Here is a 25,678-nt window from a genome sequence, read left to right as displayed (position 1 = left end):
GTCGTTTTAGGCGCCTCTGTAGATCTCAAAGGGAGTTGCGATCGCTTTCTGGAGCCAGCGTAAAGTAAAAGCAAGCTCCCTGCTCTACGGCTCCCTCGGCCCACACCTTGCCTCCATGTCGGTGAATAATCCGCTGCACAGTGGCTAAGCCAATGCCAGTGCCAGGAAATTCAGTCATGGCATGCAATCGCTGGAAAGCTCCGAACAACTTGTGAGCATACTCCATATCAAAACCAGTGCCATCGTCCCGCACGAAGTAAACAGGTGTGATTCCTTCTAATGGTAAGGCTCCAAACTCAACACAGGCTTGAGAGTGTTTAGAAGTAAACTTCCAGGCGTTTCTGAGTAAGTTGTCGAGCACAATCGTTAGCAGTTGAGTGTCACCATAAGCCATCAGCTCGGGGGCGATCGCAAATTCGACTTGCCGATCTGGTTGGCCCTGCTGGATCTCGGTAGCAATAGATTGGGCGATCGCGCTTAAGTCTACGGGTTGCCAACTCATTTCGCTGCGCGTGACTCGCGACAGATTCAGCAAATCATCGATCAGTTGCCCCATCCGCTGAGTGCCTGCCCGGACTCGTTGCAAATAATGTTGTCCTTTGGCATCTAGCTGCTCCGCATGGCGCTCTAGCAACGTTTGGCTAAAGCCATCAATACTCCGCAAGGGAGCCCGTAAGTCGTGCGACACCGAGTAAGCAAAGGCTTCCAGCTCCTGGTTAATGGCTGCCAGTTGGGTAGTGCGCTCCATCACCCGTTGCTCAAGTTCCTGATTGAGCGCTTTAATTTCTTGCTCTGCACGCTTGCGATCGGTAATGTCGTGAGTCACCTTAGAGAAGCCCCGTAGTTGGCCAGTGCGGTCATGCAGGGCGGTGAGGATGACGTGAGCCCAAAACTGTGACCCATCTTGGCGCATGCGCCACCCTTCTTCTTCAAAGCGGCCTGTTGTTGTAGCGATCTGTATTTCTTGCTGGGCCTTACCGTGCGAGTTGCTGGCATCCGGGTAAAAGCGAGATAGTGATTGACCAATGATATCTGGGGCTTGGTAACCCAGAATTCGCTCTGCACCACTGTTCCAACTGGCGACTTGACCATCAGCACTCAGCATCACAATGGCGTAGTCTTGCACACCTTCTACAAGCAAACGAAAGCGCTCTTTACTTTCCCACAAGGCGATTTCTGCCTGTTTGCGCTCGGTGACGTCGAAGCGGATTGCCAGATATTGAAAAGGTTTACCCGCCTGGTCTAGAAACGGCACGATGGTCGTATCGACCCAGTAGTCGCTACCATCCTTAGCGCGATTCTGAATTTCCCCGTGCCACACTTTGCCACTGCTAATCGTGGCCCAAAGAACTTGAAAAAACAGCGAAGAATGATGCCCCGAATTAATAATGCGGTGGTTTTGGCCTAGCAACTCGGCTTTAGAGTATTTCGACAGCTCGCAGAACTTGTCATTGACATAGTTGATGGTGCCGTGGTGGTCTGTTGTCGCGACGATCGCGGCTTTATCTAGGGCAAATTTAATATCTGATGACTCTTTGAGCGATCGCCGCAACTCTGTTTCCACTCGGCTGCGTTCCGCAATTTCACTTTTGAGCTGTTCGTTCAATTGCAGTAGGGTCGCGGTCCGTTCGTCCACTCGTTGCTCTAGCTCAGCATTCAAGGTGCGCACACAAGCTTCTGCCTGCTTGCGCTCTGTTACTTCATTCGACAAAGCTAGGTTCACAGCGGCGAGTTGATTGGGGCTGGGTAAAGCCAGGGCTTGAGGTAGTAAGGGAAATAAGGAAGCGGCTGTGCCTACGGAAGCCAAAGCCGTGATCGCTTTAACGAGACCAGCCAGCCAATAGACTGGATGCCATAAAGTCCAAATGTCAATGATGTGGGTCGTGCCACAAGCCACAATAAACAACCCAAACATCCAAAAAATCCAGTCAAAAGGGATATCTCGGCGCTTATGCACAAAATACACCAACATGATTGGAATCGAGTAATAGGAGAGGGCGATCAGAGCATCTGAAACTAAATGCAATCCGACTAAGCCTGGTCTCCAGAGGTAGCAGTGGCCGTGAGGCATAAATCCGCTGGAAGCCAGCAACACGTTAAAAAATTCCGACATAGCATCTTTCCTGGGGGCTTGCTTCTATTCTCAACGCATCCCTTTGGATAGGGAAAAGAACCTTGCGGAAAATCCCTGCTTGCAGTTGATGCCTGTTAAGGGACTGTATCAATCCGTACAGATCCAAGGCCAGATTCAACTCTCTCACAAGTAGCCCCCATGCTAGAGCCTCTACCACTAGACTCCCAAGTTCTGTCTCATTTTGCCCTTCCTTCCAACTCAACTGCCATCTTAGCGGGAGAAACAGATCCGAATTTAGGGGCATCGCCTTTAGGCCACCGTCAGGCTGGGCACGATGCCCTCAGTTTTGCACTGGAGAATTGGTCATCCCTACAGCCCATTCTTGCTGATGCGAGCAGATTTCGCAGTGAGGTGTTTAGCGCTCGTTTAGAAGCGCTGCCCTTTCCAGAAACACCAGCAGCATCCAACCCAGTCACCCCGCTAAGCACCTATGAACTAGGCACCTTAAGTGGTAGCTCCAACTTTAGTGGTTTCGTAGATAGCTACAATCCTCAGGATATTTACTACTTCCAGCTAGACACCACCAGCGGCCTTGATCTCAGCCTTACTAACTTAGCGACTGACGCGGATCTGTACCTAGCGCAAGATACTAATCAAAATGGCGCGATCGAAACTGATGAGATTATTGCGTCGTCCATTGAGGGTGACACCACTTCAGAAGCGATCGCTCTCACAGGACTAGAAGCTGGAGACTATGCAGTGATTGTGGAGCAGTACATTGGCGGCACGAGCTATAGCTTAAACCTCACCGCTGATGCAGCAGGCAACACGCTATTTGAAGCCAGGGATTTAGGACTTTTAGTCGGCACGAGCAGCTATAGAGACTTTGTCGGCAACTCCGATCCTCAAGACTTCTATCGCTTCTCCTTGGAGGATACCAGCAACCTCAACTTAAGTTTGAGTGAGTTAGAGAACGATGCCGATCTCTTCCTATTTCAGGATCTTAACGACAATGGCCTGATGGACGATGCTGAAGTTTTGGCTTCCTCCTTAGCCTCAGACAGTCAGCCAGAAACAATTAATTTTGGTAGTTTAGCTGCTGGTACTTACTCAGTACTGATCGATCAATATATTGGCGACACCAACTACAACTTCAGTTTGACTGCCTCCCCACTCGTGCAAACCGTTTGGGGCTCTCTAGAAGCAGATACCTTCACAGTGATACCAGGTGCGAGTCGCATGGTTTTCTCTGGCAATGGGAATCTGGAGTTTGGCACTGGCGAATATGATCTGCTGGATCTTTCCCATTTGCTGTCAACGGATGTAACCTTCAATCTAGCAACAACTACGGGTGGGGGCTTACTTTACGATCCTGGCAATGGCGATCGCCTCTTTGATGCTTTGACTTTAGGAGATGGTCGCGAAATTTTATTTGAAAGTATCGACAGCATTGCTTTCGCTGACACAACTTTCGATTTATCCGTGACTCCTAACGATCCACTCTTTAACGAACAGTGGAACCTCCATATGATGGGTGTGCACAATGCTTGGCGTTTTACCACTGGCTCAGAGGAAGTGCTAGTGGGCGTTCAGGATTCAGGTTTAGGCGTGGATGCTGACGGGTTCTTACATCCAGACCTCAGGACCACGACCATTTTTTCAGACAACTACAACGATGATTCAACAGATCTATCACATGGCACAGCGGTTCAGAGCATTATTGCTGCCACTGCCAATAACGGTATAGGTATGAGCGGTATCAACTGGAATTCCAGCGTCATCAACATTGATGTGCTGGGAGGAGAAACGGGTGACTACAGCTTAGCTGAAGCGACCGCAGCCATGATTGCTGAAGCTGCGCGCCAAGGCCAACGTTTAGTCATTAACATGAGTCTGGGAGGTGGTGGCCTTGAGCCTGACTTTGAAGCACTGGTCGCGAATCACCAGGAGGATGTACTGTTTGTCATCGCTTCGGGTAATGGTGATCAAAACAGTCTTCTCTATCCCGCTCAACTCGCGGCGCGTTACAACAATGTCATCGCTGTTGGAGCTTCTTGGGGCGCAGAAGACATGTATGGCAATTCTCAAACTCCAGGCACTCGGATTTCTTATCCTGACTTTTGGGGATCTAATTATGGTGAAGGTTTAACGTTGATGGGACCGTCTGAAGTCATTGCCACTGGTGCAACTCCAGCCGACTTAGGCACAAACTTCGGCTACGAAACTCAATTTAACGGTACATCTGCTGCCACCCCCAATGTGGCTGGAGTGGCGTCCTTGGTTTGGAGCGTCAACTCTGAGCTCACAGCAACTCAAGTCCGGGAAATTCTGTCAACCACTGCCTATGATCTAGGAGATCCTGGTTATGACGAAGAATACGGCGATGGGTTTGTTAATGCAGACGCAGCGGTGCGGCGAGCGATCGCATTAGCCTAAGCCTTGCTGATTCAGATCCCTTCCTATCTTTGTTAGACTTCCTGTCTTTAGTTGGAAAGGAAAAGAAGGGATCTATTAAAATCGCCCCCTAGCAAGCCCTTAGCAAGTGTGAGGTCTTCACCATGCAGCAAATCTGGTTTTCCCAGTGGTTGAGATTCCCTCCGGGCCAGTTTTGGTTACCACTATTAATCAGTGAGCTAGCGATCGCCTTGGTCGGTTGCAATTCGCTGGCTACAGCTCTTTATCCAACTGCTCCAACGAGTCCAACCAAGTCAACCCCAATTATTTCAACACCAATTATCTCAGTGCCGACTAGTTCAACAATTGACGCCTCAGCCAAACTGACCACCATGAAGACATCCATTCCCTTTCAGGTATTGCGGGTTGGGTCCAATCCTTTGTCTCAAAGTATGACGACTCAACCCAAAGTTTTAGTATTTCAAAATCAGCAGGATTGGTCTAAGTTTTGGAACCGCAGTTCTTCGCTCGATTTAAATTTACAAAAACCAACGGCTCCCAGCGTGGATTTTTCGCGGCATCAGGTGATTGGGCTAACCTCAGGTTCTCACTCAACAGGAGGTTTTAGTCTACAAATTGACCGAATAGAAAAGGTGGTAATGCCTCAGCGTGAGGAATGGGTGATTCATTATACAGAGAAGGTTCCAGGTGCAGACTGTTTCGTGACTCAACAGACAACAACCCCAACAGTTTTTCTTTTGACAGCCACTTCCGATGCCTCTATTCGTATGCAGGGAAAGACTATCTCAGAGTCTTGTAATAGTTAGCAGCTTTCTTGGGAAATTCGAGAAACATTCACTCTCAAGATGGAGTCTCACAAACAGTGGTAATGAATTTGACTTGCTTTTTATTCACTTCCTCTATCCCAAGTTTGAGGAAATTAGCTTATATTAACTAGGGTTTGCATCGAATTACTCAAGCTGATCATTATTCTAGTTACAACTCATCTAGCCGCACTGTTTGGAGTGAGGAGATTTACGGAATGACATCTGGACATACCCCTGCCTTCCTGATTCAAGGACTACGGCATTTGATTCGATTGGGAGGGCGTCACTGGTGGGTATCTGCCCTGATTTGGCTAGCCATGATTGCGCCTGCACAGGCGGCTCTAGACTTACGAGTTGCGATTGAAGAAGGCAAGCAGCAGGTCGGAGTGGCTAGCTCTACAAAAGCCTTGATCAAAGATGGTAACGGACGAATCTTAGGAGAACTCGCTCCAGAGCAATCTTTGAGTGCTGCCTTGAGTGCGGGTGGTGTGTCCCTGCAAGGACAGTGGCAGGCAGGTCAGATTTGGGTGGAGCCCACAGGAGGTGGCTATGTCTGGATTGGCGATCGCTGGTATCGCGGACGGGCATTTCTGGTTCCCACTGCTAAGGGTCTTACTGCTGTTAACTATGTGGATTTGGAGCAATATCTCTACAGTGTCGTTGCGGCTGAGATGATTCCGAGCTGGCCCCAAGAAGCTCTGAAAGCTCAAGCGATCGCGGCTCGTTCCTATGCTCTCTATCAGCGGCAAAGTTCTGCTAACAGTGTTTACGATGTCGGCGATACACAAGCATGGCAGGTTTATGAAGGGGTTGCCAAAGAAACCTCCACTACCCAAGCCGCAGTCAACGCCACCGCTGGTCAAGTTCTAACTCATAGTGGTCGCATCATTGAAGCGGTGTTCCATTCTTCCTCTGGTGGACACACAGAAAACGTGGAAGATGTCTGGAAGCAACCGCTGCCTTACCTGCGTGGCGTGCAAGACTATGACCAAGGCGCACCTGTTTACCAATGGACTAAGACTTTTTCCAACTCCGAACTGAGCAACCGCATCTCTGGAGTGGGGAATGTAATCTCTATGCAACCCGCCCGGACAACGCCTCAAGGTCGCATTGTCACCATGAAAGTCGTCGGTGATGCTGGAAGCCGCACCATCAGCGGTAGTGCCCTCCGAGATGCTTTGGGTCTTAGAAGCACGCTGTTTACTGCTACTGCCGTTTCTGGTTCCGCTGGCACCAAGAGCAGCAGTTCGCTACCAGGATTTCAAATCTCAGGTCGTGGCTTTGGTCACGGCTTAGGCATGAGCCAATGGGGAGCCCATAACCTAGCTCAGCGTGGCTATAACTATCAACAAATTGTCTTGCATTACTACAAAGGCACCGCCCTCGCCAGAATTCAAGTGCAATAGAGTTGTCTCCCTGAGCTAGAACGTCCTTTAGCAGGAACACAGGGAGTTAGCCAAAAATTAAGATTTAGGAGCTAGAAGCCAGCACCAAGCCAACTTCTAGCTTTTTTTAAGGTCTATCTTGCAAGTCTTGAGTTAAAGCTAAAGTTGCATAGCTGACTAGCTCGTTTAACCGAGAGTTGTCGATTTGATGACGCTGGGCGATCGCCTTGGCGGGTACTCCAACAGCTACTGAGTAAGGAGGAATATCTTTGGTGACTACTGCACCTGCCCCAATTACGCTACCGCGATGAATGGTCACCCCATCCAGCACTCGGACGCCGCTGCCTAACCAGCAATCATCTTCTATAACAATTCCTTTGGCAGTCACACCTTGATCACGAATTTTTTGTGATGGATTGCCAAAGTCATGATTGCTGGCATAAATGCCAGAATGCGAAGCAATGAGGCAGTCTTTGCCAATGATGACGTGACCAGGCCCAGCGATACAGGTGTAGGGGCCAATATAGGTTTCTTGACCAATCTCTACATAGCCGTGGTCATGAGATTTAATATCAACACCGCGATCGAGACAGGCATGCTCAGCGATGATCAGTTGACTATTCTGACCAGCACTACTTAAGCGAGTTCCCCAGCCTAAGCGGGCTCGGCAACGAACTAAAATTGTATTATTTTGACCTGAACTATCCAATTCAACATTTCGTCTGATTTTTACTTGTTCTTCAATACAAATCTTGTTGTTTTTGCCCGAATTGTTGAAAGTAGCTCCGCGATCGACATTAACTCGGTCACCAATTTCAATGCCAGCAGTACCCTTAAATTCAACGTCTTTTTGAATTTGTACCGCACTCCCTAAGCGGCCCAAAACATTACGGTAGAGCCATTCGCGGAGTTTAATTCCTAAGGCAAAGGGGATTCCCTCTAAAGGAGCTATTACAAGAGATTCTTTATGGCGTAACCATCGAGTTAAAGCAGGTAGATGCTCTTCGGCGTTCATAGCTAAGTCTCGTTTCAGATAAATATGTAAACAATGATTCATGGACAACTCGTGAGGTGAATTGCCAGCCTATAGGGCAAGGTTGAGGGTCAAAATTGATGCGACTTTAGGTGACTGAGCAAAGACTAAGTTCTCATTCTCAGCCTGGGGTGATCTTCAGCGATCGCAGATACCAAGGGCGATCGCTAACTCTAAAAATAAGGCTGAAGCTAGAGAGCTAATCAGAACTTTGCTCTCCCTAAAAATCAGATGAGTTATTCACCAACTCATGAATAAAACTTTAATCACTGAGCCCGTCTAAGGCGGAGTGTCGCCAACTTCAGCCATCACATTGAAGTTAGCCATGGGGGCAAACAAATAAATGCTGCCTCGATTGCTATAGCGGCTCTGTTGTAACCAATGATCTACAGCTACGGCCATGAAAAGAAACATAGCGAACTGAGGTGAAAGTCAAGCAGAGGATGCCTGAATCTGAGGAGATCGGCTAGTCGCAAATCTGACTTAGATTGGATCTTAAAGCTCATCCTAACTAAGCCATTAATACAAAATCAAGCTTTATCAAGTTTACGTAAATCACCTGAGAGACAAAGCCTCTATAAAACTGAATTTCATAAAGTTTGCGTAAATAAACTGAGCCGCTTTCCCATCAAGAGGGAAAAGCGGCAATATTGAGGAGATTGCTGATGAGACAACTAGGAAGATTCATTCAGGCGACGCTGCCATTCTGCGTCAATTTGGTCCGATCGCTCAACTTCTTGTTCTATCAAGTCAGTCTCAGTGGTATAAGCTAAGTCCTTCTCGCTTACCACCATTTCAGTAGCAAATTGCTCGGCATAAGCCAGCTTCTGCTGTAGTTCTGGTTCAGCTTGGTTCAGCCGTAGGGCACGTTGCCGACGGTTTTGATTACGAATCGCCAGCTTGCTATTGCGCCACTGAATCCAGAAATAGCGGACCAACGGCACTCCCAAGAAAGCCGTACCATACCCGAGTAATAACCAGTAGATAGACTGCACAAACGCAACCAAGCCACCTAATTCTGCGGCTGCTGCCCCATCAGCGAGCAAGCTCCCCAGAACCAAGGCTCCAATCAAGTTCAGTCCACCCAGACCGATCGCCAGGATAATTTGCCCTGACCCAGCGGCACTAAAGCGCCAGGGAATTTCTTCTAAATAACCAGGCACCGATCGCGGACGATTTTGAGCAGCGGTGGTTTGCAATTCGGGAAAATGATAGACAATCCCGCCTTCTGGACTCACTTCGGGCCGCCCATTGAAACGAGAGAGTACGGGAATCATAAAGTCTTCGTACTCGTGACCATAGCCTTGGCCGACATTATCTAAATAAGGAGCAATTTGCTCAGCGACCACTGCACCTCGATGATTGCGAATCACAGTGCCGATAGTCTGCCAGCGTCGCTCTTCTAGGTCAGCGTTAGGATTGCCATCCCCAAATAAGAAGGAAAAGATCGCTTCTAAAAAGTTGAGCTGATTTCCTTCGGCATTGCGAGAACGGCGACGGCGGCGTTCATAGGGGCGATCGTCGTAATAATTGGGGTAAAAGATCCAGAAGAAATCGGGAGTAATCCAAAAATTGGGGAGAAAGATGCCACCCCCACCTCCGGAGTCATTGTCATTGTCTCGGCTAGAATTCATTGCCATGACGATGAGGGCGATCGCCACCACAATTAAAACAATCGACGCTAGCAAAACAACACCAAAGGAGATGCGAATCAGATAAAACAGAACTCGCCAAACCTTGGCCCACCATTCCTTCAGGCGCAATCGGAGGAATTTGTTCCGCAGGATATTGCGAAAGTTTTTGGGAAAGAGGTAAACCACTTCCCCGGATTCGGCTACCTGCAAGTGCCCGCCCGCATCTGATGCCAAGGCTAGAAGCCCCTGCTGAGCCAGATTAATATCTAGCCCTGCCTGAGCAGCAATATCCCCAACCGTAACGCGGTAATCTAGTCGTTCTACCGCTTGCATAATCGTGGGATTTGGAACCATCCGCTTCCTTCCCTTGCGAAACCATAATCGTGATTACTTCCAGTATAGGCATCAGGAATAGCGATTCTGGCTAGGCTTTGGCTCCCCTTCCCTGTAGGGAAGGGGTTGGAGGTTAGGTCTCAATCTGTGCCCTTAGCAAGTCACTTGTGTAGATAAAATCTACTGACAGCCAACAGCAGTAGATTGGAGGGCCGAGCTTAAACTAGCAGCAAAGGTGATGGTTTGGACAAAAGGAGATGAGCCTGGGCAGTTCATCCGGGAGCGATCGCTACGGCGAGGAGCAAACCAAGAATTGGCTTTGACCACCAAACTGCTACCCGTCCAAGCCAAGCCCGTGACCGTTAAGGAGTTGCTGTCGCCGCTAGTGAGCATACCGGAGAGAAAAGTGGCATTGGCAACGGTCCCGGTGGAGGGGTTAATCCGAGCAAGCACGGCAACTTTACGGCTGCCACCTTTGCCATAACTCGTTAACCAACCACTTGTTGCAAAACGACGGAAGTCTTGACTGGAATAACCTTGAGTGCCAGTAGAGCTGAAGACGCCATACAACACACTCCCGCCATCCCAAATCAAGCCATATCCGGTGCCATCGTCATTGGTGACTTCGTAATCTGTTTTACACCAAGTGCGCTGTCCGTTGTCAAAGCGAACTAGACGAGGATTTTTGTTGATCGATGAAACTTGTTGATAGCCGATGTAAATACTAGTGGTACCGAAGGTGACCGAAGGGCCACCCTTCGCCTTAATTGTCGCTTGGCTGTCGGTACAGGTGAAAGCCACAGCTCTACCCACTGACGCCACAGGAGCCGCTTGTGCAGTTTGGGCAGTCACGCCTGCCAAACCGATACTGCTACTTGCACCGAGGAGTGTCGTGAGACCCAAAGCAGTAAGCTTGGTTGAAAGTTGACGGGTTTGCTGTGATGGTGCCGAAGCGTTGAGATCGCTGCGTAACTGATGAGGCTGCTTTGAAGACAAGTTGAGTTGTCGTTGCCCAAGCAACGCAGACAGAAAACGCTGATTCATAGGAATTCTCCAGCAAAAACTTTGTCAGAAGTTATGTTTCACCGCTTCTACACCTGGTTTGGTTGTGCACAACCAACTGATGAAACTTGAACCATGTAGAAACGAGGCAGGATGCACCAATGAACCGTTGACCCTGTGCAATCTAACCCAGCGTTGCAAGAAGGTGGCCTAGAAAATTTACCGAATCTTCAAAATCTTTTACACAATCTTTAATTTATTCAGAGAATTTTTGGTATTTTTTTTGACTTCGGTTAGAAAATCGCCCGGTTGACGCCTGATAAACCTGAAAAGTAGAAAGGAGAATGTTGGCTTAAGACTTGTATGCAGAAATTCTCATACCTAGCGATCGCGGCTGGACTGACACTGATGCCGTTGGAAACGCCAGCAGCCTTGCCCGGACCCAGTGCACAGCTAACCTTATTAGCAGCTAGTCAAAATAGCGTGGTTACAGATGCAGGAACGCCCCTGTGCTACATGCAGACAACCAATCAAGGTTTAGTAGATCTGAGCCATTTGTGTCAGCGATCGGCTCCTACTACCCCCAGCAATCCTCAAGTAGTAGTACTTGGTTTTGAACGCAGCGGCGATCGCGTGCTGGGCCAGGTCCGTAATGATACGGGGAAACCAGTCAGATTCGCGATTGTGAACTATGCAGTCGCTGCTCCCGCTACTGATGCGGCAGCTAGTTTCACTTATGTGACCCCGGAAACTCTCCAGCCTGGACAAACAGGCAATTTTGAGGGAACGCTTTCCCAACCAGGCACCGTAACAGTGACTTCTGTAGAGTGGGAAGCAGAACCCAACAGCTAAAGCTCGCTCTTAGTACCAGAGTGTCATTTGCGGATTTTTAGGCTCATCTACAAACTTAAACCCTTTAAGGTTTTCTGCTGTTCAGAGATCCCTAGTCCCTTACTTTGAATCAGGACGTTAAAGTTACCTAACCCCATTGGGCTAGCCAAAGCATGCAATGCTTCCCGCCGAGCGAGCAGAGCTTGCAAAGACTCCCCAGGTTGACTGAGATCAGTGTGGGAGAGCGCGGCAATGCGATCGCCTAGGCCCAGCGCCATTAAGAATAAGCCTTGCTGAATCAGACCCACCTGTTGCAACCCACAGCGATCGCCCTGGCGTTCTAAAGCTGTAAAGTCCACATGCGCCGTAATATCTTGGTAACCTACATAGAAATACGGGTTGTTGTGATAACTATGTTGGTAGTAGCACTGCAAAGTGCCTTCCGATCGCGCTGGATTATAGTAGCGAGTGGCTGGATAGCCATAATCAATGGTCAGAAGATAGCCTTGCTGCAAGCGATCGGCGACTGTTTGTAACCAGCTCAAAGCGGCTAGATTGACTTCAGTTCTGTATCCTTCCGGATAATTACCTGATAGCAGTGGGATACCTAACCAATCAAAGTATTCTCTCAGTTGAGGGGTTGAGAGTTCTCCTAGCACTTCAGCAAACTGCATTGTGTCGGGAGTAGATGGGCTAGAAGTGAGGGTGACATAAACTTCTTGTAGTTCTCCCTCAGTGAGTACCACTTGATGTACCGGGAATGCATCGACTAATTCATTGGAAAAACAGCAACCCACAATAGAATCAGGAGCGATCTCCTCCCAGGTGCACCAACGCACCGAGAGAGAAGCCTCAAGGTGAGATTGCGATCGCAGCCGCTGCTGCTGTTGTAGCCGTAATGTAGGAGACTTTTCTACCACTACATATTCGATCGCTTGCAAGAAATCAGGATATTGTTGCTGGAGGTACTGCAAAATATCTGTGGCTAAGAGTCCCTGACCTGCTCCCATCTCTACCAACGTAAAAGGAGAGGGTTGCCCCAGCGATCGCCACATATCCACAAACTGCTCCGCTAGCAATTCGCCAAAATCAGCCCCTAAATGAGGAGAAGTGAAGAAATCACCTTGAGCACCAATAGTGACCGCTTTGGTGGAATAGTAACCTTGTTGGGGATGGTAGAGTGCCAACTCCATATAGTCAGCAAAGGTAATTCGCTGATCGGGACTGTTGGTTATCTGTTGAGCAATGAGCTGGCAAAGAGCAGAGTTGCTACCGTTGGGGCTGAGTTGCTGAGCTGTCATAGTTTCGATTCTAATTTTTTTGGTCTTAAGCTTGATTTAGATTTATTAGCACGCCGGATCTTACGCCTAAACAGCAGAACTACCACTGCAATCAACAAAATCGCGACCACCACATTAGAAGCAGGCCCCAGATATTGTTTGACTAAATAGTAGCGATCGCCTAAAACATATCCTGAACCCGCGAGCAAAGCATCCCAAATCGTTGCGCCCAAAACCACATAGAACAGAAACAACAGCACAGGCATACCGCTGATACCCACTGGCACAGAGATAAATGTCCGTACGCCTGGTACGGCTCGACTCAGTACTACAGCTCGGCCCCCGTACTGCTTAAACCAATATTTAGACTTCTCAATATCTTCCATTGATACTTTGATCCAGCCACCCGAGCGATGGGACAGCTTCCGCAATCCTGGCTCCCCTAAGTACTTGCCCGCAAAGTACCAAGGCAACGCCCCAATTACAGAACCTAAGACCCCTGCTAAGACTGCATACACTAAATTCAGTTTGCCCTGAGCTGCCATAAACCCTGTTAACGGCATGATGACTTCAGTCGGAAGCGGGGAGATCAACGTCAACAATACAATGCCGAGGTAGCTGAATGATTCCATAGAGGGGTGCCTTGCTAGCCTTCCATTCATTCTCTACGATCGCGCTGCAACTGATCGCTGTCAAATCGGCAACAGTATATTGAGTTGACTAAGTACACTTTGTTGAGAAATCTCACCTTCCGGAAGACAGAGGATCACCGCGATCGCTGCTAGTTTAGAACCAATTAGACAGCGGCAAGCGAGGCGCAGATCAATGAGAGGGCGCGATTCAGTAGAGCGAGCCAGTAATCAAGCAGGGCGAGCTGCCAGACAGGTTGCGTCTCAACCGTGGGTGGAGCCTCTAGCCCGATTCGGCTATACCGCTAAAGGGATTGTCTATGGCTTAGTTGGTATCCTAGCCGCTCAAGCTGCTTTTGGGTCAGGCGGAAAAACCACAGATTCGCGAGGAGCGCTGCAAACCATCCTAGACCAGCCTTTTGGTCAGTTTTTGTTGGGATTAGTGGCGATCGGTTTGCTGGGTTATGTGCTTTGGAGCTTGGTTCAAGCAACGATGGATACCGAAAATCATGGGACCGATGCTAAGGGAATTGCCCAGCGACTCGGTTACGTCGGGACGGCTATTGTCTATGCAGGATTGGCCCTGACAGCGGCTCGGCTAGTCCTAGGTTCTGGTGGTAGTGGAGGTGGTAGCGCTTCCCAAGATTGGACGGCTCGTCTCTTAGCTCAACCCTTTGGTCAATGGCTGGTAGGCACAATTGGAGCGGCGATTATTGGCTTTGGTTTTTACCACTTCTATAAAGCCTACACCGCCAAGTTTCGCCGTAAATTGAAGCTGAACGAAATGAGTGAGAATGAAAAAACCTGGGCCACTCGCATGGGTAGATTCGGCTTAGCTGCCAGAGGCGTTGTGTTTGCCGTGATTGGTTTTTTCCTGATTCAGGCGGCTCGGTCTTCTAATGCCAGTGAGGTGCGAGGTCTGGGAGGAGCGTTGGCAGCTTTGGCGAGTCAGCCTTATGGCCCTTGGTTGTTAGGGCTGGTAGCCCTAGGACTGGTGGCCTATGGTATCTACAATTTTGTCTTGGCTCGCTATCGTCAGATGGTCATCCAGTAAGTTCTCCCTTTAAAATCAGAAGTGCTCTCTAGAATTACAGCCAACGCATGCTGCCACGCGAAGACCTATTGAAAGGCATTGAAAATCGAGACGCGATCGCACGAGTGATCGACCAAGCCGACCAGGCGATCAAAACCTGGGAAGTCGTCTGTAGCGATTTTCTTGCCCCTCCAGAACTCGCTGACATGCAGCAAGCATTTGGGCGGTTGACTGAAGTCCAGTTGTTACCTTGGGGCGGCTACCCACAAGCAGAACGGCAACGAGTGGCGATCGCACGGGCCGAACTCCCCCTAGAAGCCACTCAAGTAGAAATAGCAGCTCTCGACATTGCTGGTAACTTTCTGTTTGACCCTGCGACCCACCGTGACTTCCTTGGAGCGCTTTTAGGCACAGGCATTGTTCGGGAAAAAGTAGGTGACATTATTGTGTTAGGAGAGCGAGGAGCGCAGGCGATCGTAGTGCCTGACCTAGTGGAGTTTCTAGAACTCCAGCTTAATCAAGTGCGATCGGTGCCCGTAAAAACTCGGCGGATTGAACTCAGCGAACTGAAAATCCGAGAACCCAAGAAAAAAGAACTGACGACGGTAGAAGCCTCACTACGCTTGGATGCGATCGCCTCGGCAGGTTTTGGTATGTCTCGCAGCAAAATGGTGGACTTGATCGATGGCGGAGATGTGAGGGTGAACTGGAAGGAGATCAGCTCTGCCAGCCATCAACTTAAAACTGGGGACTTGGTGGCAATCCGAGGCAAAGGTCGCCTAGAAGTTGGCGAAGTCGCCGTCACCAAAAAAGATCGCTACCGAGTTCAGCTAACTCGCTTTGTGTAGATAGTGTATATGCTGCTTTAAAGTGAGCTGGTTCCCTTTCCTTTGAGGGAAGGGGCTGGGGGTTAGGTCTCAATGCGATCGCTCAGCTCAATTTAGCGCTACATTCCAAAATCAAACGTTGGTTCTCGACTGAATAGGGTTGAATTTCTAAGGCGCGACGAAAGGCAGGAATGGCTTCTCGGTATTCACCCAACGCCACATGACAGAGCCCTATGCCATGAAGTGCGCCAAAATGAATTGGGTCGAGTTGCACCACTTGTTGGCAATCGGCCAGCGACTTACGATACTTGCCCTGAACGTAGTACAGCACTGCTCGTCGGTTCCATGCTTCGGCAAAATCGGGTAAGTCCTGAATCAGCTGGGTAAGCACCGCTTCTGCCTTGAGTTTTTCTCCGGTTTCTAACAACATTTGTGCCTGCCGAATTTGCTCCAGGCCCGCAACGCCCTTCTGTTCAAACCAGCGTCGCCACAATTCCTGGGTAGCACGATTACGCACCTCTGGGTCTGCGTGCTTGAGGTCTTCAAGTAGCCGCTCAATTGATCGGTTATCCATGCAACTATGACTCTACCGTGAGGATCAGCGAGGTTTCTCCTTTCTTATTGTGGCCTCAATTTAAAGCTAATTGTAAAGTTTTGCAAAATTCAAAATAAGTTCTTGGCTAGAGCCTGAGAAGCACATAGGCGATCGCTTCTCGAAATATCGATGTCGTTACAACGGCGGGATCTAGGCTCTATGGCTCAAAAACATTTCAAACAATTTATCTATTGGTTCGTAGGCGAGCGGGCGGGGCGCGTACTGACAGGCACTTGGTCTTGGCTCTGGGGCTTGCCTGTGGAGTCAGGCGGCAAGATTGCGGTGGAAGTGGCCCAGGAATCTTTGGAAACGATGCAAAAGTCGGTAGCGCAACTCACCCAATCAGTGGCGAGTCTAATGGCTGCTTACCAGCAAGCTAAGAGTATGTACGAGAGTAGGCAGAAAGAATTTCGGCAAGCTGAACAACAAGCAATTTTGGCACAACAACAAGGCAATGCAGAAGCCGCCCGGATGGCAATGACGAAGGCCATTTTGCTCGATCGCTCGCTGCCTTCCTTAGCAGAAAAATTTGCCAAAGCGGAGACAGTGGTGCGGGCTGCCAAGGACAGACTCAACCGAGAACGCCAGAAGCTAGAAACTTACAAGCTGGAGATGCAAAATCTCAAAGATTTGGCGGAGCTAAATGAGGCATTGGCTGTGATCGATCAGGCTAATACTGAACTTGAAATTGGCTCAGCGCGATCGCAGTTTGCGACGGCTCAAACTTCTATAGAACGGCGACATCTCCAGATGACTGCCCAGGCAGAACTCTCAGAAAATCCAGCGGAGAAACTGACCGCAGATTTAGCTCAGATGACGCTTGACGATGAGATTGCTCAACGGCTGCAACGCCTGACAGCTTCATCTTCATCCTCTCGCTCAGTCACTCCCTCAGATGCCTAAAGGAACTCCTACAATGACCTCAACTCAAAAAAGAAATTCTACTTCTGTGCGTCCAAAAGCCAGTGTCCCACCCATTGTGCTCTTGTTAATAGGTTTAGGAGTAGTCACAGGTATCTCCTGGCTAAAGGGAAATATCTTTTCTCCATCATCATCCCAGTCGCTCAATGCGGGTGTTCTCAAAGACCGCATGAGTCTGGGTAATAAGCTCTTGATTGAGGCGGATGCTACACCAGAGAAACGCGCCGGAGTTGCGGCCTTTGCCAAAGGAGATTTTGAAGGCGCGATCGCCCAATTTGAAGCTTCTCTCCGAAAGCGCCAAAATGACCCAGAAACGCTGATCTACTTGAACAATGCCCGTGTTGATGACACAGCGCTCCGAATTGCCGTGGGTGTTCCGATTGGGAGCAACCTGAATGTAGCTCAGGAGATGTTGCGCGGGGTCGCCCAAGCCCAGGATGAAGTGAATCGAAATGGTGGCATTGATGGCGTGCCGCTACAAGTTGAAATTGTCAACGATGAAAATAATCCAGAAATTGTGAAGCAGGTGGCGACAGAGTTGGTAAAAGACTCGCGCATTCTTGCCGTAGTAGGACATAACGCCAGTAATGCTTCTTTGGTCGCTGCGCCGATCTACCAACAGGGACAACTGGTGATGGTGACTCCGACTAGCTTTGCCAACAATCTTTCTGGGTTTGGCAGTTATGTCTTTCGCGCTGTTCCCACAACTCGGTTAATGGCGGAACCTCTGGCGCAATATGTAGTTGCTACCACTCGTAAAACTAATATTGCTGTGTGCTATGACTCCCAAGCTCCAGACAATGTCTCCTTTAAAGATGAGTTTGTCGCAGCTTTGGTAGCTCAGGGAGGCAAACTCGTGCCAACCGTTTGTGACTTCTCTACTCCGAACTTTAACCCAACCACGGCGATCGCCCAAGCGGTTAGTAGTGGGGCTGAAGGGCTGTTGGTTTCTCCTCACATTGATCGGCTCGATCGCGCAATCGAGTTAGCTAGAGCCAACCAAGGCAGGCTCGCATTATTGGGTAGCCCAACTTTATACACAATCAAAACGCCGCAGTCTGGTCAAGCCGATATGAATGGATTAGTCTTACCTGTGCCTTGGCATCCGACTGCTTTTGCCGACCATCCATTTGCAGTCAATGCGAAGTATCGATGGGGAGGAGCGGTAAATTGGCGAACGGCAATGGCCTATGATGCCAGTCGTGCCATTATCAAAGGTTTAGAGCAGGATAAAACTCGGAGTGGCTTGCAGAATGTTTTACGGAGTCCAGCGTTTTCGGCCTCTGGAGCAGGAGAGCCGGTGAAGTTTCTGCCATCAGGCGATCGCTTGGGTCAAGCTGTTTTGGTGCAAATCCAGCCTAGTGCTTCTGGCTATGACTTTGCGCCACTCCGTCCATAATCGCTTTGCTTCCTGACTTTCAACTTTGGTAGGTATCCGGAGATGAATATTGAGCCAGCAGAACTTTACGACCGGATTCAGAAATTTGCCTTAGATGATGTAGATACCGAGCTGCCGTTTAGCAAACGATTGGCGAGGGAGAATGGCTGGACTGTGCAGTATACGCAGCGAGTGATTGCTGAATACAAAAAGTTTGCATTTCTCGCGGTAGTCGCTGGGCATCCAGTTAGCCCCTCCAAAGATGTGGACGAAGCATGGCATTTGCATCTCCTTTATACACGCTCCCATTGGGGATATTTTTGTCCAGAGGTTTTACAAGTTTCCCTGTATCATGAGCTAGCCAGAGAGGGTAGTAGCAGTCGCGAAAAATTTGATAGCTGGTATACTCAAACGCTTTTTAGCTACGAACGTTGGTTTGGACAGGTTCCTCCTGCTGATATTTGGCCGCCAGTACCTAGGGAGGTTCATCAGGGTAAACAAGTTAGCAACAGAGATCAGTTCTGGAACTGGTCTCTCACAAAGCACCGAGCTAACCGACGCGCGATCGCAGTTTTGTCGTTTTTGTTCACCCTAGCCATCACTAGTTTTACTCCATCGCTTGCTAGTAGCGTCGCTACTAATGTCGCCACCAACATTAGTAATCCGCTTGATTTTGCAGGAGTTGAATTTCTAGATTTCTACTTTAGATTGCTTAGTGTGGTAACGCTCTTTGCCTGTGGTTTACGATGGTATCTCTGCCAACCAGGTCATCAAACCTCTGTGCAGGCGGTACATCTCGATCCCTACGAGGTGGCTTACTTAGCAGGTGGTAAACGTCGGGCTGTAGAAGCGGCGATCGCGCATTTGGTAGAGCGTAAACACCTAAGATTGTTGACGACTGAACGAGCCTTCCGGAGAGGTCTCCCCCTGCCGAAAAATAGTCATTTTTTAGAGCAAGCAGTCGTGCGAGCAGTTTCTAAAGGTGGCAGCATTGAGAACGTGAGATCCCTAGTAGAACCTTTGACAAAGACTATCTACACAAATTTGCAAGAACTCGGCTTACTAGTCAAGCAAAGTCAAGCAGCAAAGACTCAGTGGTTACCCACGCTCTCTGTTGCTGCGGTACTGGTGTTAGGAATTAGCAAGATAGTGGTCGGTATTGCTCGGGATAAACCTGTAGGATTTCTCGTCATACTTTGTCTATTAACAACAGTCATCGCTGGCCTTCTATTTATTAAGCCGCATCGCAGTCGATATGGAGATTCTGTATTGGAGCAATTGCAGCGACAACATGCCAAGTTGCAATACAATTCGCCAGCTACTCAACTAGCATTGGTGGTGGCTCTGTTTGGTAATACGGTTTTGGCAGATGCGGTTTTAGATAATTTAAATCAGGTGTTCATGCCTCCTGCAAGCGTGGGTGGTGGAGATGGAGGCGGTGACGGCGGTGGAGATGGAGGCGGGGGTTGCGGGGGCGGTGACGGAGGCGGTGGGGGCTGTGGTGGCGGTGACGGCGGTGGTTAACCGCATGGATGAAATCGATCAACAACTGCGCCAACTAGTGATAGCTGCTTGTGGTCAGCCGCGAGGCAGCCTGAAGCGTCAACGGGCCTTAAATCAACTGATCTGGCAAATTCAGCGCTCTGGCAAACTACTCCGAGGCGTGGGTGTCCCTGATTATGAAGATGCCCTTCAACAAACGTGGCTCTACTGCTGTCGCAATCTCTGTGAAGCGCTAACTGGTAACGCTTACGACCCAGAGCTAGCCAGTGTGATTACTTGGTTAAATGCCTATCTCAAGCGACGGTTGAGCGATCGCCAGCGGGAAGTGTTTCAACAACAGGCAGAACGGGCGTTTGGTCAGCTTGCAGAGACGGGGGAAGTAATTAATCCAATCGACACTCTCCCTGCTCCTGCCAATCCGCCACCGATCCTAGAAGAGATTCGGGAATGGGTAGAGCGAGAAGGCAGACAACTCCGGCGGATTCATGTGCGCGATCGCCCCGATATCAACTGCGAAGTGCTGATTCTGCGCCGCTTACCAACAGAAACTGCTTGGGAAGCGCTATCTCAGGAGTTTGGTGTGGCGATCGCCACCTTGAGTAACTTTTATCAACGAGAGTGTTTTCCTCGCTTGCTCAAGTTTGGACAAACGCAAGGATATTTAGATTCATAGATCGTTTCAGTATCGTTTCGATTGCCGCATTCAACCTCCTTACCCATGATTGACTCCACCCAAGACCTCACAATTACGCTGCCAATTCCTGCCTCTGCTCGCCAGGTGGCGCAACAATTTGCTCAAGCCCAGCCCACTCCAGAGAAAGCGACTCAAGTTTATCGCAATACGCTGGCTGTGTTGCTGATGCGAGATTATTTACAAATGCTCGACATGCCTATCAATCTGGAGGCAAGCTATAGCTGGAATCCGATCGCTCGTCTCTGTGCAGATGTGGCTGACCTGGAAATTGCGGGAGTGGGACGTTTGGAATGCCGTTCTATCCAAATGGGCGATCGCAGTTGCTCCATGCCGCCGGAAGTATGGCAAGACCGGATTGGTTATGTGGTGGTGCAGTTAGATGAAGCCTGCCGTGCTGGCACCCTATTAGGATTTGTCCCTAGTGTCACTACTACCATGCTGCCGCTAGCACAACTGCAATCTTTAGATGCTCTACTGTTGCGCTTGCATCAGCCTGCTCCTGCTGCTGTGCAACTGGGCCAGTGGTTTAATCAGGTCTTTGAACCGCAGTGGCAGGCGATCGCGGCTTGGCTAGAGAACCGAGACACCAATTATGCGATGGCTTTTCGGGCTAGACAGGTAAAAGGTATGACCATCGATACGCCGGAAGCAGTGAAACACTTGGTTGAACAGTTGTATGCCAATCAGGCTGAGCAAGAACCAGAACATTTTACACTAAGTACCGCTAATTTGAGCGTTATTCCTGCCTTGACCCAACTGCTGCAAACCACGCAAGACGAAGAAATCCGTTGGACTGCGGCTGAGCTGTTGTGGACGCTTGATCCTGACCATCCCGCCGCCGGAGTCAGACGCATCACAGACTTAGGCATTCATCTGGCAGGCCATGCGATCGCGTTAATGGTGGCGATTCTGCCCAAACCCGAACAAAAAGTGGCAGTACTCTTGCGGGTTTACCCAATGGTAGGTCAAGCTTATTTACCGCCCGAATTGCAATTGGTTGGCTTAGATGCTGGAGGGCAGGCATTTTTGACCACCCAAGCTAGACGTAAAGATGATTACATTCAGTTGAAGTTTACCGCTGACCTAGGAGAACGATTTAGTGTGAGAATTGCTCTAGAGTCAGCTAGCATCGTGGAAAATTTTGTGGTTTAGCGTTGTTTGGCGGGCGATCGTAAGACGGAAAAAAGATTGTGAGTAAGTTGGTCGTCTTCAAGTTTGGTGAGGGCAGTTTTGCACAGGGATTTCCTGTGACGCTGCAAATTGGTGACGATGGCCAAGCATCTGCGATCGAGGTCAGAGGGAGATTTCCGGCAGCTCCAGATATTCCTCAGCTATATCAGCACTGGCAACACCTCTACTATCGACTGGGAGGCATGCGAATTGAAGTTCCTCCCGCCCAAGTCACCAATGTCTCTACCGTGACCGAGTGCGACCAAGCAGCGCAGAAATTACGAGCCAGCTTAATTCATTGGTGGAGCCAAGCCAGCGTGCGAGATTTGCGGGAGCAGGTCCAGGAAGAGGTACAGCGGCATGAGGCGGCGCGGGTAATTGTACAGACTCAAGATCTCCTCTTACGCAAGTTACCTTGGCATCTGTGGGCCTTATTTGAACGTCGCCCTGGCGCTGAAATGGCGCTCTGTGCCGATTACGCACCTCCTTCCCCACCGCTGCACAGCCCAGTTAGAATTCTTGCGGTGTTGGGTAACAGTGAAGGTATTGATGTCCAAGCCGATCGGGCGGTGCTAGAGCAGTTGCCAGGAGCCAAGGTAACTTTGCTAGAGAAACCCCGTCGCCAGCAACTCAGTGAACAGTTGTGGAGCCAGCCGTGGGACATCCTGTTTTTTGCGGGTCATAGTTCTAGTGAGGAACGCGGGCAAATTCAAATTAATGACACCGAAACCCTCTCCCTCGATCAGCTCCGTTATGCCTTAAAGGCAGCAGTGCGTAACAATCTGAAGCTAGCCATTTTTAACTCTTGCGATGGCTTAGAACTGGCTCGACACCTGGCAGATTTAGGCATTCCACAGGTAATTGTGATGCGGGAACCTGTGCCCGATCCAGTAGCTCAGGCATTCTTGCGCTATTTCCTGCAAGCTTTTGCCCAGGGTCAGTCGTTATATCTATCTGTGCGTCAAGCGAGAGAACAGCTACAAGGGATGGAAGGAGACTTTCCCTGTGCTTCCTGGTTGCCTGTGCTCTGCCAAAATCCAGTGGAGTCTCCTTTGGCCTGGCCTGTGGTCAGAAAACCCTATCGCCTTGCCAAAACGTTGTTTGGAGGGGCGATCGCGGCTCTCTGCACAGGCATGTTACAGCCGACTCCCCCCTTGCCAACACCCTGGGCCAACCGCATCAGCTTGGGGGACAAGGTTTTAGTCCGGGCGATCGCCACCCCCGCTAAGGAAGCAGGTGTTAAAGCATTTCGCACCAAACAATTTAGTTCGGCAGCGCAGCAGTTTCAAGCCTCGCTTCAGCAACAACATAACGATCCAGAAACCTTAATCTACTTCAATAATGCACGCATCGCTAACCAGGCAGCAGTCAGAATTGGGGTTAGTGTGCCGATTGGTAGCAACCTGAATGTCGCTCAAGAGATTCTTCGGGGAGTAGCTCAAGCCCAGGATGAGATTAATCGCCAAGGTGGTCTGCGGGGACAACTCTTGCAGGTAGCGATCGCAGATGATGAGAACCAACCAGCGATCGCCCGTCAGATTGCCACAGCACTGGTGAAGGATACTCAGACCATAGCTGTGGTGGGACATAACGCTAGTGATGCTTCTGTGGCAGCCGCTCCCATTTATGACGAGGGAGAACTGGTGATGCTGTCCCCCACTAGTTTTTCTGACAAACTCTCCTCTAGTGGCAAATATATTTTTCGTATGGTGCCCAGCATTCGCTTCATTGCCGATGCATTGGCCCGCCACACCATCAAAAATGACTACAAAGTCAAAATTGCCATCTGTTCTGACACAGCGGCTGTGGATAATGAATCTTTTCGCAATCAATTTACGGCAGCGGTTTTTGCCGATGGGGGACAGTTTATCAATGTTCCTTGTGACTTCTCCGCTACTGACTTTAATGCTGAAACCGCGATCGCCACAATCATCAGTAGCGGAGCCGATAGTATTCTCCTCGCTCCCCATGTCGATCGCATCAATAAAGCTGTGGAGATGGCACGCGCCAACCAAGGGCGTTTAACTTTATTCGGCAGCCCAACGCTATATACCTCCCAAACCCTCCAGGCTGGACAGAACACAGTCAATGGCTTGGTGTTGCCTGTGCCTTGGCATCCCACACCACGGGCTAAACACTCTTTTCTCCGCGAAGCTCAGCAACTTTGGGGCGGCTCGGTAAACTGGCGTACTGCTATGTCCTACGATGCAACTAAAACCGTATACATGGGATTACAACATCAACAGACTCGCAAAGGTTTAAGAGATACCCTCAGAAGCCCAGATTTTCTACTGGAGGGAGCTAGCGGCGTAATTCAATTCCTTCCCTCTGGGGAGCGCCGAATTGTGCCAGGCATTGGGGTATTAGTAAAAGTACAACCTAGTACCAAAGCTCCTCTGCGTTACGAGTTTGCCCTTCTCAAGCCGTAACTTCCAAATGCTAATTGCTGCTTGGCAATGACCTGCGATCGCGACAGAAGCCTTGAATCAACAGAATCAGCGCTGCCAAGTAGGCCACAAGAGTTGCGATATAACCAATGCCGAATTGAGCACCCAATAAGTGCATCGTGACCGCAAATATCGTTAAATGGATCAGCCCCAACAGAGTGGCAACGATGCCAATGACAGGCTTGTACGCTCCCAAGGGGATCAGCAACCCTCCGAGCACGACAATCCAGTTAGGAATGGCATAAATTCCCAATCGGAATCCTCCTTGCCAAGCCGTGAATGTATCACTAGGACCCAGCATAAAGGCACCATTGGCGACTCCTAGCTTTGCAGGTAAGTTTTCAAGTGGGGAAATATTAGGATCTATGAGTGAAGCAGATTGCAACGAAGCCCAAGGCAAAAAGGAAGCCGCTAAAATTACTGCGCTCAGCAAGAGTAAAGTTGTTAGCACTGTAAATCGCATCGAATTTCGGCGTTAGATGAAGCTGACTGGCGGGGAAGGAGCAGTTATCAGGTTAGTCATTTATCATGAAGTAAGGTAAAGCGTATCTCAAAAAGTAGGGTTAAAACTCATGGCGTTATTTGGATTTGGCAAAAAGCTGAGCTTGCCCACGCCAGCAGAAGCCTTACCAGGACGGGCAGAACCGATGTCAGTCCCGGAAAAGCACTACGTCAATGGCAACCCCTTGCAGCCACCTTACCCCGCTGGGCTAGAAGTGGCAATGTTTGGCATGGGCTGCTTCTGGGGCGCAGAGCGGAAGTTCTGGCAGCTGCCGGGTGTGTTTACAACTGCCGTGGGCTATGCTGCTGGCGTGACCCCAAACCCCACCTACCAAGAAGTTTGCTCTGGTATGACTGGGCACAATGAAGTGGTGCAAGTGGTGTTTGACCCTAAGCAAATCAGCTATGAGGCTCTGCTGAAGGTATTTTGGGAAAATCACAATCCTACCCAAGGCATGCGCCAAGGCAATGATTCTGGAACTCAGTATCGCTCTGGGATCTATGTGTATTCGGAGCAGCAACGTAAACTGGCAGCAACTTCGCGGGATGCTTACCAACTAGGCTTAAGCAAAGCAGGTTATGGAACCATCACCACAGAGATTATTGAAGCTCCAGAGTTCTACTACGCAGAAAGCTACCATCAACAATACTTGGCGAAAAACCCTAACGGTTATTGCGGCTTGGGTGGGACTAATGTCTGCTTGCCAGATGTGATTCAAGCTTAGGGCAAGACTCTAAAGTTTTACGCAGTTTTGCGATCGCTGGCAGCACTAACCCTGCCAGCTTTGTTGTTTTTTGCTGCCCTAATTTATTGGCGTATATCGGCGCGATCGCTCATTCTTTCAGGGAAGCTCTGGAGGCAGTTGCCCCCAGAAGTTTAGTGCTATTCCCAACCCAAGGGTGGTTCAATTAAGGATTGATCAGATTTGCCAACCGTTACTCCTGGCTTATCCACAATTTTGACTGTGGTTGCCTGTGGCCCCTCTTCTCCGTCTTCCACAAAGAAACGCACACCTGTGCCAATTTCCAGGCGATCGAAATCATCGTGGAGGACGCTATTACGGTGGAAGTAGACAGGGCAAACGCATCTTATTGAGCAAAGACTTTAGCCAGATAATCATTATCCCAGCCTGCTTTGAGGCGCTTGGCCTTCATTCCCCCCTTGGCAGTCTTCTCTTGGCTCAACA

General features: G+C 49.6%; 22 protein-coding genes and 1 pseudogene. 13 read left to right on the top strand and 10 right to left on the bottom strand.

The genetic code is table 11. The annotated features are described in order from the left end of the window. Positions 1-25 precede the first annotated feature (25 nt). Positions 26-2,113, bottom strand: coding sequence for a PAS domain-containing sensor histidine kinase (locus NDA01_RS15710; protein ID WP_348228665.1), 2,088 nt, complete (start codon positions 2,111-2,113; stop codon positions 26-28). A 159-nt stretch (positions 2,114-2,272) separates the two neighbouring features. Between NDA01_RS15710 and NDA01_RS15705 the strand changes: the two genes are divergently transcribed. From NDA01_RS15705 to NDA01_RS15695, 3 genes are all read left to right on the top strand, one after another. After that, the gene (locus tag NDA01_RS15705; protein ID WP_348228664.1) at positions 2,273-4,510 is read left to right on the top strand and encodes a S8 family serine peptidase; all 2,238 of its coding nucleotides are present in this window, start codon (positions 2,273-2,275) and stop codon (positions 4,508-4,510) included. Between the two features lie 122 nt (positions 4,511-4,632). Continuing rightward, positions 4,633-5,295: a protease complex subunit PrcB family protein gene (locus NDA01_RS15700; protein ID WP_348228663.1), complete on the top strand. Its 663-nt coding sequence runs from the start codon at positions 4,633-4,635 to the stop codon at positions 5,293-5,295. 215 nt (positions 5,296-5,510) lie between these two features. Continuing rightward, positions 5,511-6,701, top strand: coding sequence for a SpoIID/LytB domain-containing protein (locus tag NDA01_RS15695; RefSeq protein ID WP_348228662.1), 1,191 nt, complete (start codon positions 5,511-5,513; stop codon positions 6,699-6,701). 193 nt (positions 6,702-6,894) lie between these two features. Here the strand turns inward: NDA01_RS15695 and NDA01_RS15690 are convergent. The 4 genes and pseudogenes from NDA01_RS15690 to NDA01_RS15675 form a co-directional block, all read right to left on the bottom strand. After that, positions 6,895-7,695, bottom strand: a pseudogene (locus tag NDA01_RS15690) (acyltransferase); the annotation flags it as partial. A gap of 297 nt (positions 7,696-7,992) precedes the next feature. After that, on the bottom strand, positions 7,993-8,127 hold the full coding sequence (locus NDA01_RS15685) for a hypothetical protein (RefSeq protein WP_277876157.1): 135 nt from the start codon (positions 8,125-8,127) through the stop codon (positions 7,993-7,995). A gap of 260 nt (positions 8,128-8,387) precedes the next feature. After that, positions 8,388-9,701 (bottom strand): hypothetical protein, encoded by a 1,314-nt coding sequence (locus NDA01_RS15680; protein ID WP_348228660.1) that lies wholly within the window; start codon positions 9,699-9,701, stop codon positions 8,388-8,390. Positions 9,702-9,860: 159 nt separating this feature from the next. Beyond that, entirely contained in the window at positions 9,861-10,724 is an 864-nt protein-coding gene (locus tag NDA01_RS15675; RefSeq protein WP_348228659.1) for a hypothetical protein, read from the bottom strand. 321 nt (positions 10,725-11,045) lie between these two features. Here NDA01_RS15675 and NDA01_RS15670 point away from each other — a divergent pair, with 321 nt between their 5' ends. Further along, a complete protein-coding gene (locus NDA01_RS15670) occupies positions 11,046-11,534 on the top strand; it encodes a hypothetical protein (protein ID WP_348228658.1) in 489 nt (162 codons plus the stop codon). A gap of 47 nt (positions 11,535-11,581) precedes the next feature. On the opposite strand, the gene NDA01_RS15665 is transcribed toward NDA01_RS15670, so the two are convergent. Beyond that, a complete protein-coding gene (locus NDA01_RS15665; RefSeq protein WP_348228657.1) occupies positions 11,582-12,814 on the bottom strand; it encodes a class I SAM-dependent methyltransferase in 1,233 nt (410 codons plus the stop codon). Then, positions 12,811-13,425 (bottom strand): DedA family protein, encoded by a 615-nt coding sequence (locus NDA01_RS15660; protein WP_348228656.1) that lies wholly within the window; start codon positions 13,423-13,425, stop codon positions 12,811-12,813. Before NDA01_RS15660 ends, NDA01_RS15665 begins: the two co-directional genes overlap by 4 nt. A gap of 193 nt (positions 13,426-13,618) precedes the next feature. Here NDA01_RS15660 and NDA01_RS15655 point away from each other — a divergent pair, with 193 nt between their 5' ends. Both NDA01_RS15655 and NDA01_RS15650 read left to right on the top strand, forming a co-directional pair. Continuing rightward, entirely contained in the window at positions 13,619-14,476 is an 858-nt protein-coding gene (locus NDA01_RS15655; RefSeq protein ID WP_348228655.1) for a DUF1206 domain-containing protein, read from the top strand. A gap of 47 nt (positions 14,477-14,523) precedes the next feature. Beyond that, on the top strand, positions 14,524-15,303 hold the full coding sequence (locus NDA01_RS15650) for a photosystem II electron transport protein, Sll1252 family (protein WP_348228654.1): 780 nt from the start codon (positions 14,524-14,526) through the stop codon (positions 15,301-15,303). 82 nt (positions 15,304-15,385) lie between these two features. Here NDA01_RS15650 and NDA01_RS15645 read toward each other — a convergent pair whose 3' ends face one another. Beyond that, positions 15,386-15,856, bottom strand: coding sequence for a tetratricopeptide repeat protein (locus NDA01_RS15645; protein ID WP_190553270.1), 471 nt, complete (start codon positions 15,854-15,856; stop codon positions 15,386-15,388). Between the two features lie 180 nt (positions 15,857-16,036). On the opposite strand from NDA01_RS15645, the gene NDA01_RS15640 reads away from it, so the two are divergent. The 6 genes from NDA01_RS15640 to NDA01_RS15615 are packed head-to-tail and all read left to right on the top strand — an operon-like array spanning position 16,037 to position 23,972. Beyond that, on the top strand, positions 16,037-16,780 hold the full coding sequence (locus NDA01_RS15640) for a PspA/IM30 family protein (protein ID WP_348228653.1): 744 nt from the start codon (positions 16,037-16,039) through the stop codon (positions 16,778-16,780). A gap of 13 nt (positions 16,781-16,793) precedes the next feature. Continuing rightward, a complete protein-coding gene (locus NDA01_RS15635; RefSeq protein WP_348228652.1) occupies positions 16,794-18,197 on the top strand; it encodes an ABC transporter substrate-binding protein in 1,404 nt (467 codons plus the stop codon). 42 nt (positions 18,198-18,239) lie between these two features. Then, a complete protein-coding gene (locus NDA01_RS15630) occupies positions 18,240-19,700 on the top strand; it encodes a TIGR04222 domain-containing membrane protein (protein ID WP_348228651.1) in 1,461 nt (486 codons plus the stop codon). Continuing rightward, on the top strand, positions 19,606-20,352 hold the full coding sequence (locus NDA01_RS15625; RefSeq protein WP_431193421.1) for a sigma-70 family RNA polymerase sigma factor: 747 nt from the start codon (positions 19,606-19,608) through the stop codon (positions 20,350-20,352). The genes NDA01_RS15630 and NDA01_RS15625 overlap by 95 nt, the downstream gene beginning before the upstream one ends. A gap of 45 nt (positions 20,353-20,397) precedes the next feature. Next, complete coding sequence (locus NDA01_RS15620; protein WP_348228650.1) at positions 20,398-21,525, top strand: DUF1822 family protein; 1,128 nt, start codon at positions 20,398-20,400, stop codon at positions 21,523-21,525. A gap of 38 nt (positions 21,526-21,563) precedes the next feature. Then, positions 21,564-23,972 (top strand): ABC transporter substrate-binding protein, encoded by a 2,409-nt coding sequence (locus tag NDA01_RS15615; RefSeq protein WP_348228649.1) that lies wholly within the window; start codon positions 21,564-21,566, stop codon positions 23,970-23,972. A gap of 10 nt (positions 23,973-23,982) precedes the next feature. Here the strand turns inward: NDA01_RS15615 and NDA01_RS15610 are convergent, their stop codons facing one another. Continuing rightward, on the bottom strand, positions 23,983-24,453 hold the full coding sequence (locus NDA01_RS15610) for a hypothetical protein (protein WP_348228648.1): 471 nt from the start codon (positions 24,451-24,453) through the stop codon (positions 23,983-23,985). 109 nt (positions 24,454-24,562) lie between these two features. Here NDA01_RS15610 and msrA point away from each other — a divergent pair, with 109 nt between their 5' ends. Then, a complete protein-coding gene (gene msrA / locus NDA01_RS15605; RefSeq protein WP_348228647.1) occupies positions 24,563-25,216 on the top strand; it encodes a peptide-methionine (S)-S-oxide reductase MsrA in 654 nt (217 codons plus the stop codon). 158 nt (positions 25,217-25,374) lie between these two features. On the opposite strand, the gene NDA01_RS15600 is transcribed toward msrA, so the two are convergent. Further along, complete coding sequence (locus tag NDA01_RS15600; RefSeq protein WP_431193420.1) at positions 25,375-25,503, bottom strand: hypothetical protein; 129 nt, start codon at positions 25,501-25,503, stop codon at positions 25,375-25,377. Positions 25,504-25,678 lie beyond the last annotated feature (175 nt).

This window comes from Trichocoleus desertorum AS-A10, assembly GCF_039962155.1.
GTDB lineage: Bacteria > Cyanobacteriota > Cyanobacteriia > FACHB-46 > FACHB-46 > Trichocoleus.
The sequence above is the reverse complement of the archived record's forward strand: the minus strand, read 5'-3'. Positions and strand labels throughout refer to the sequence as shown.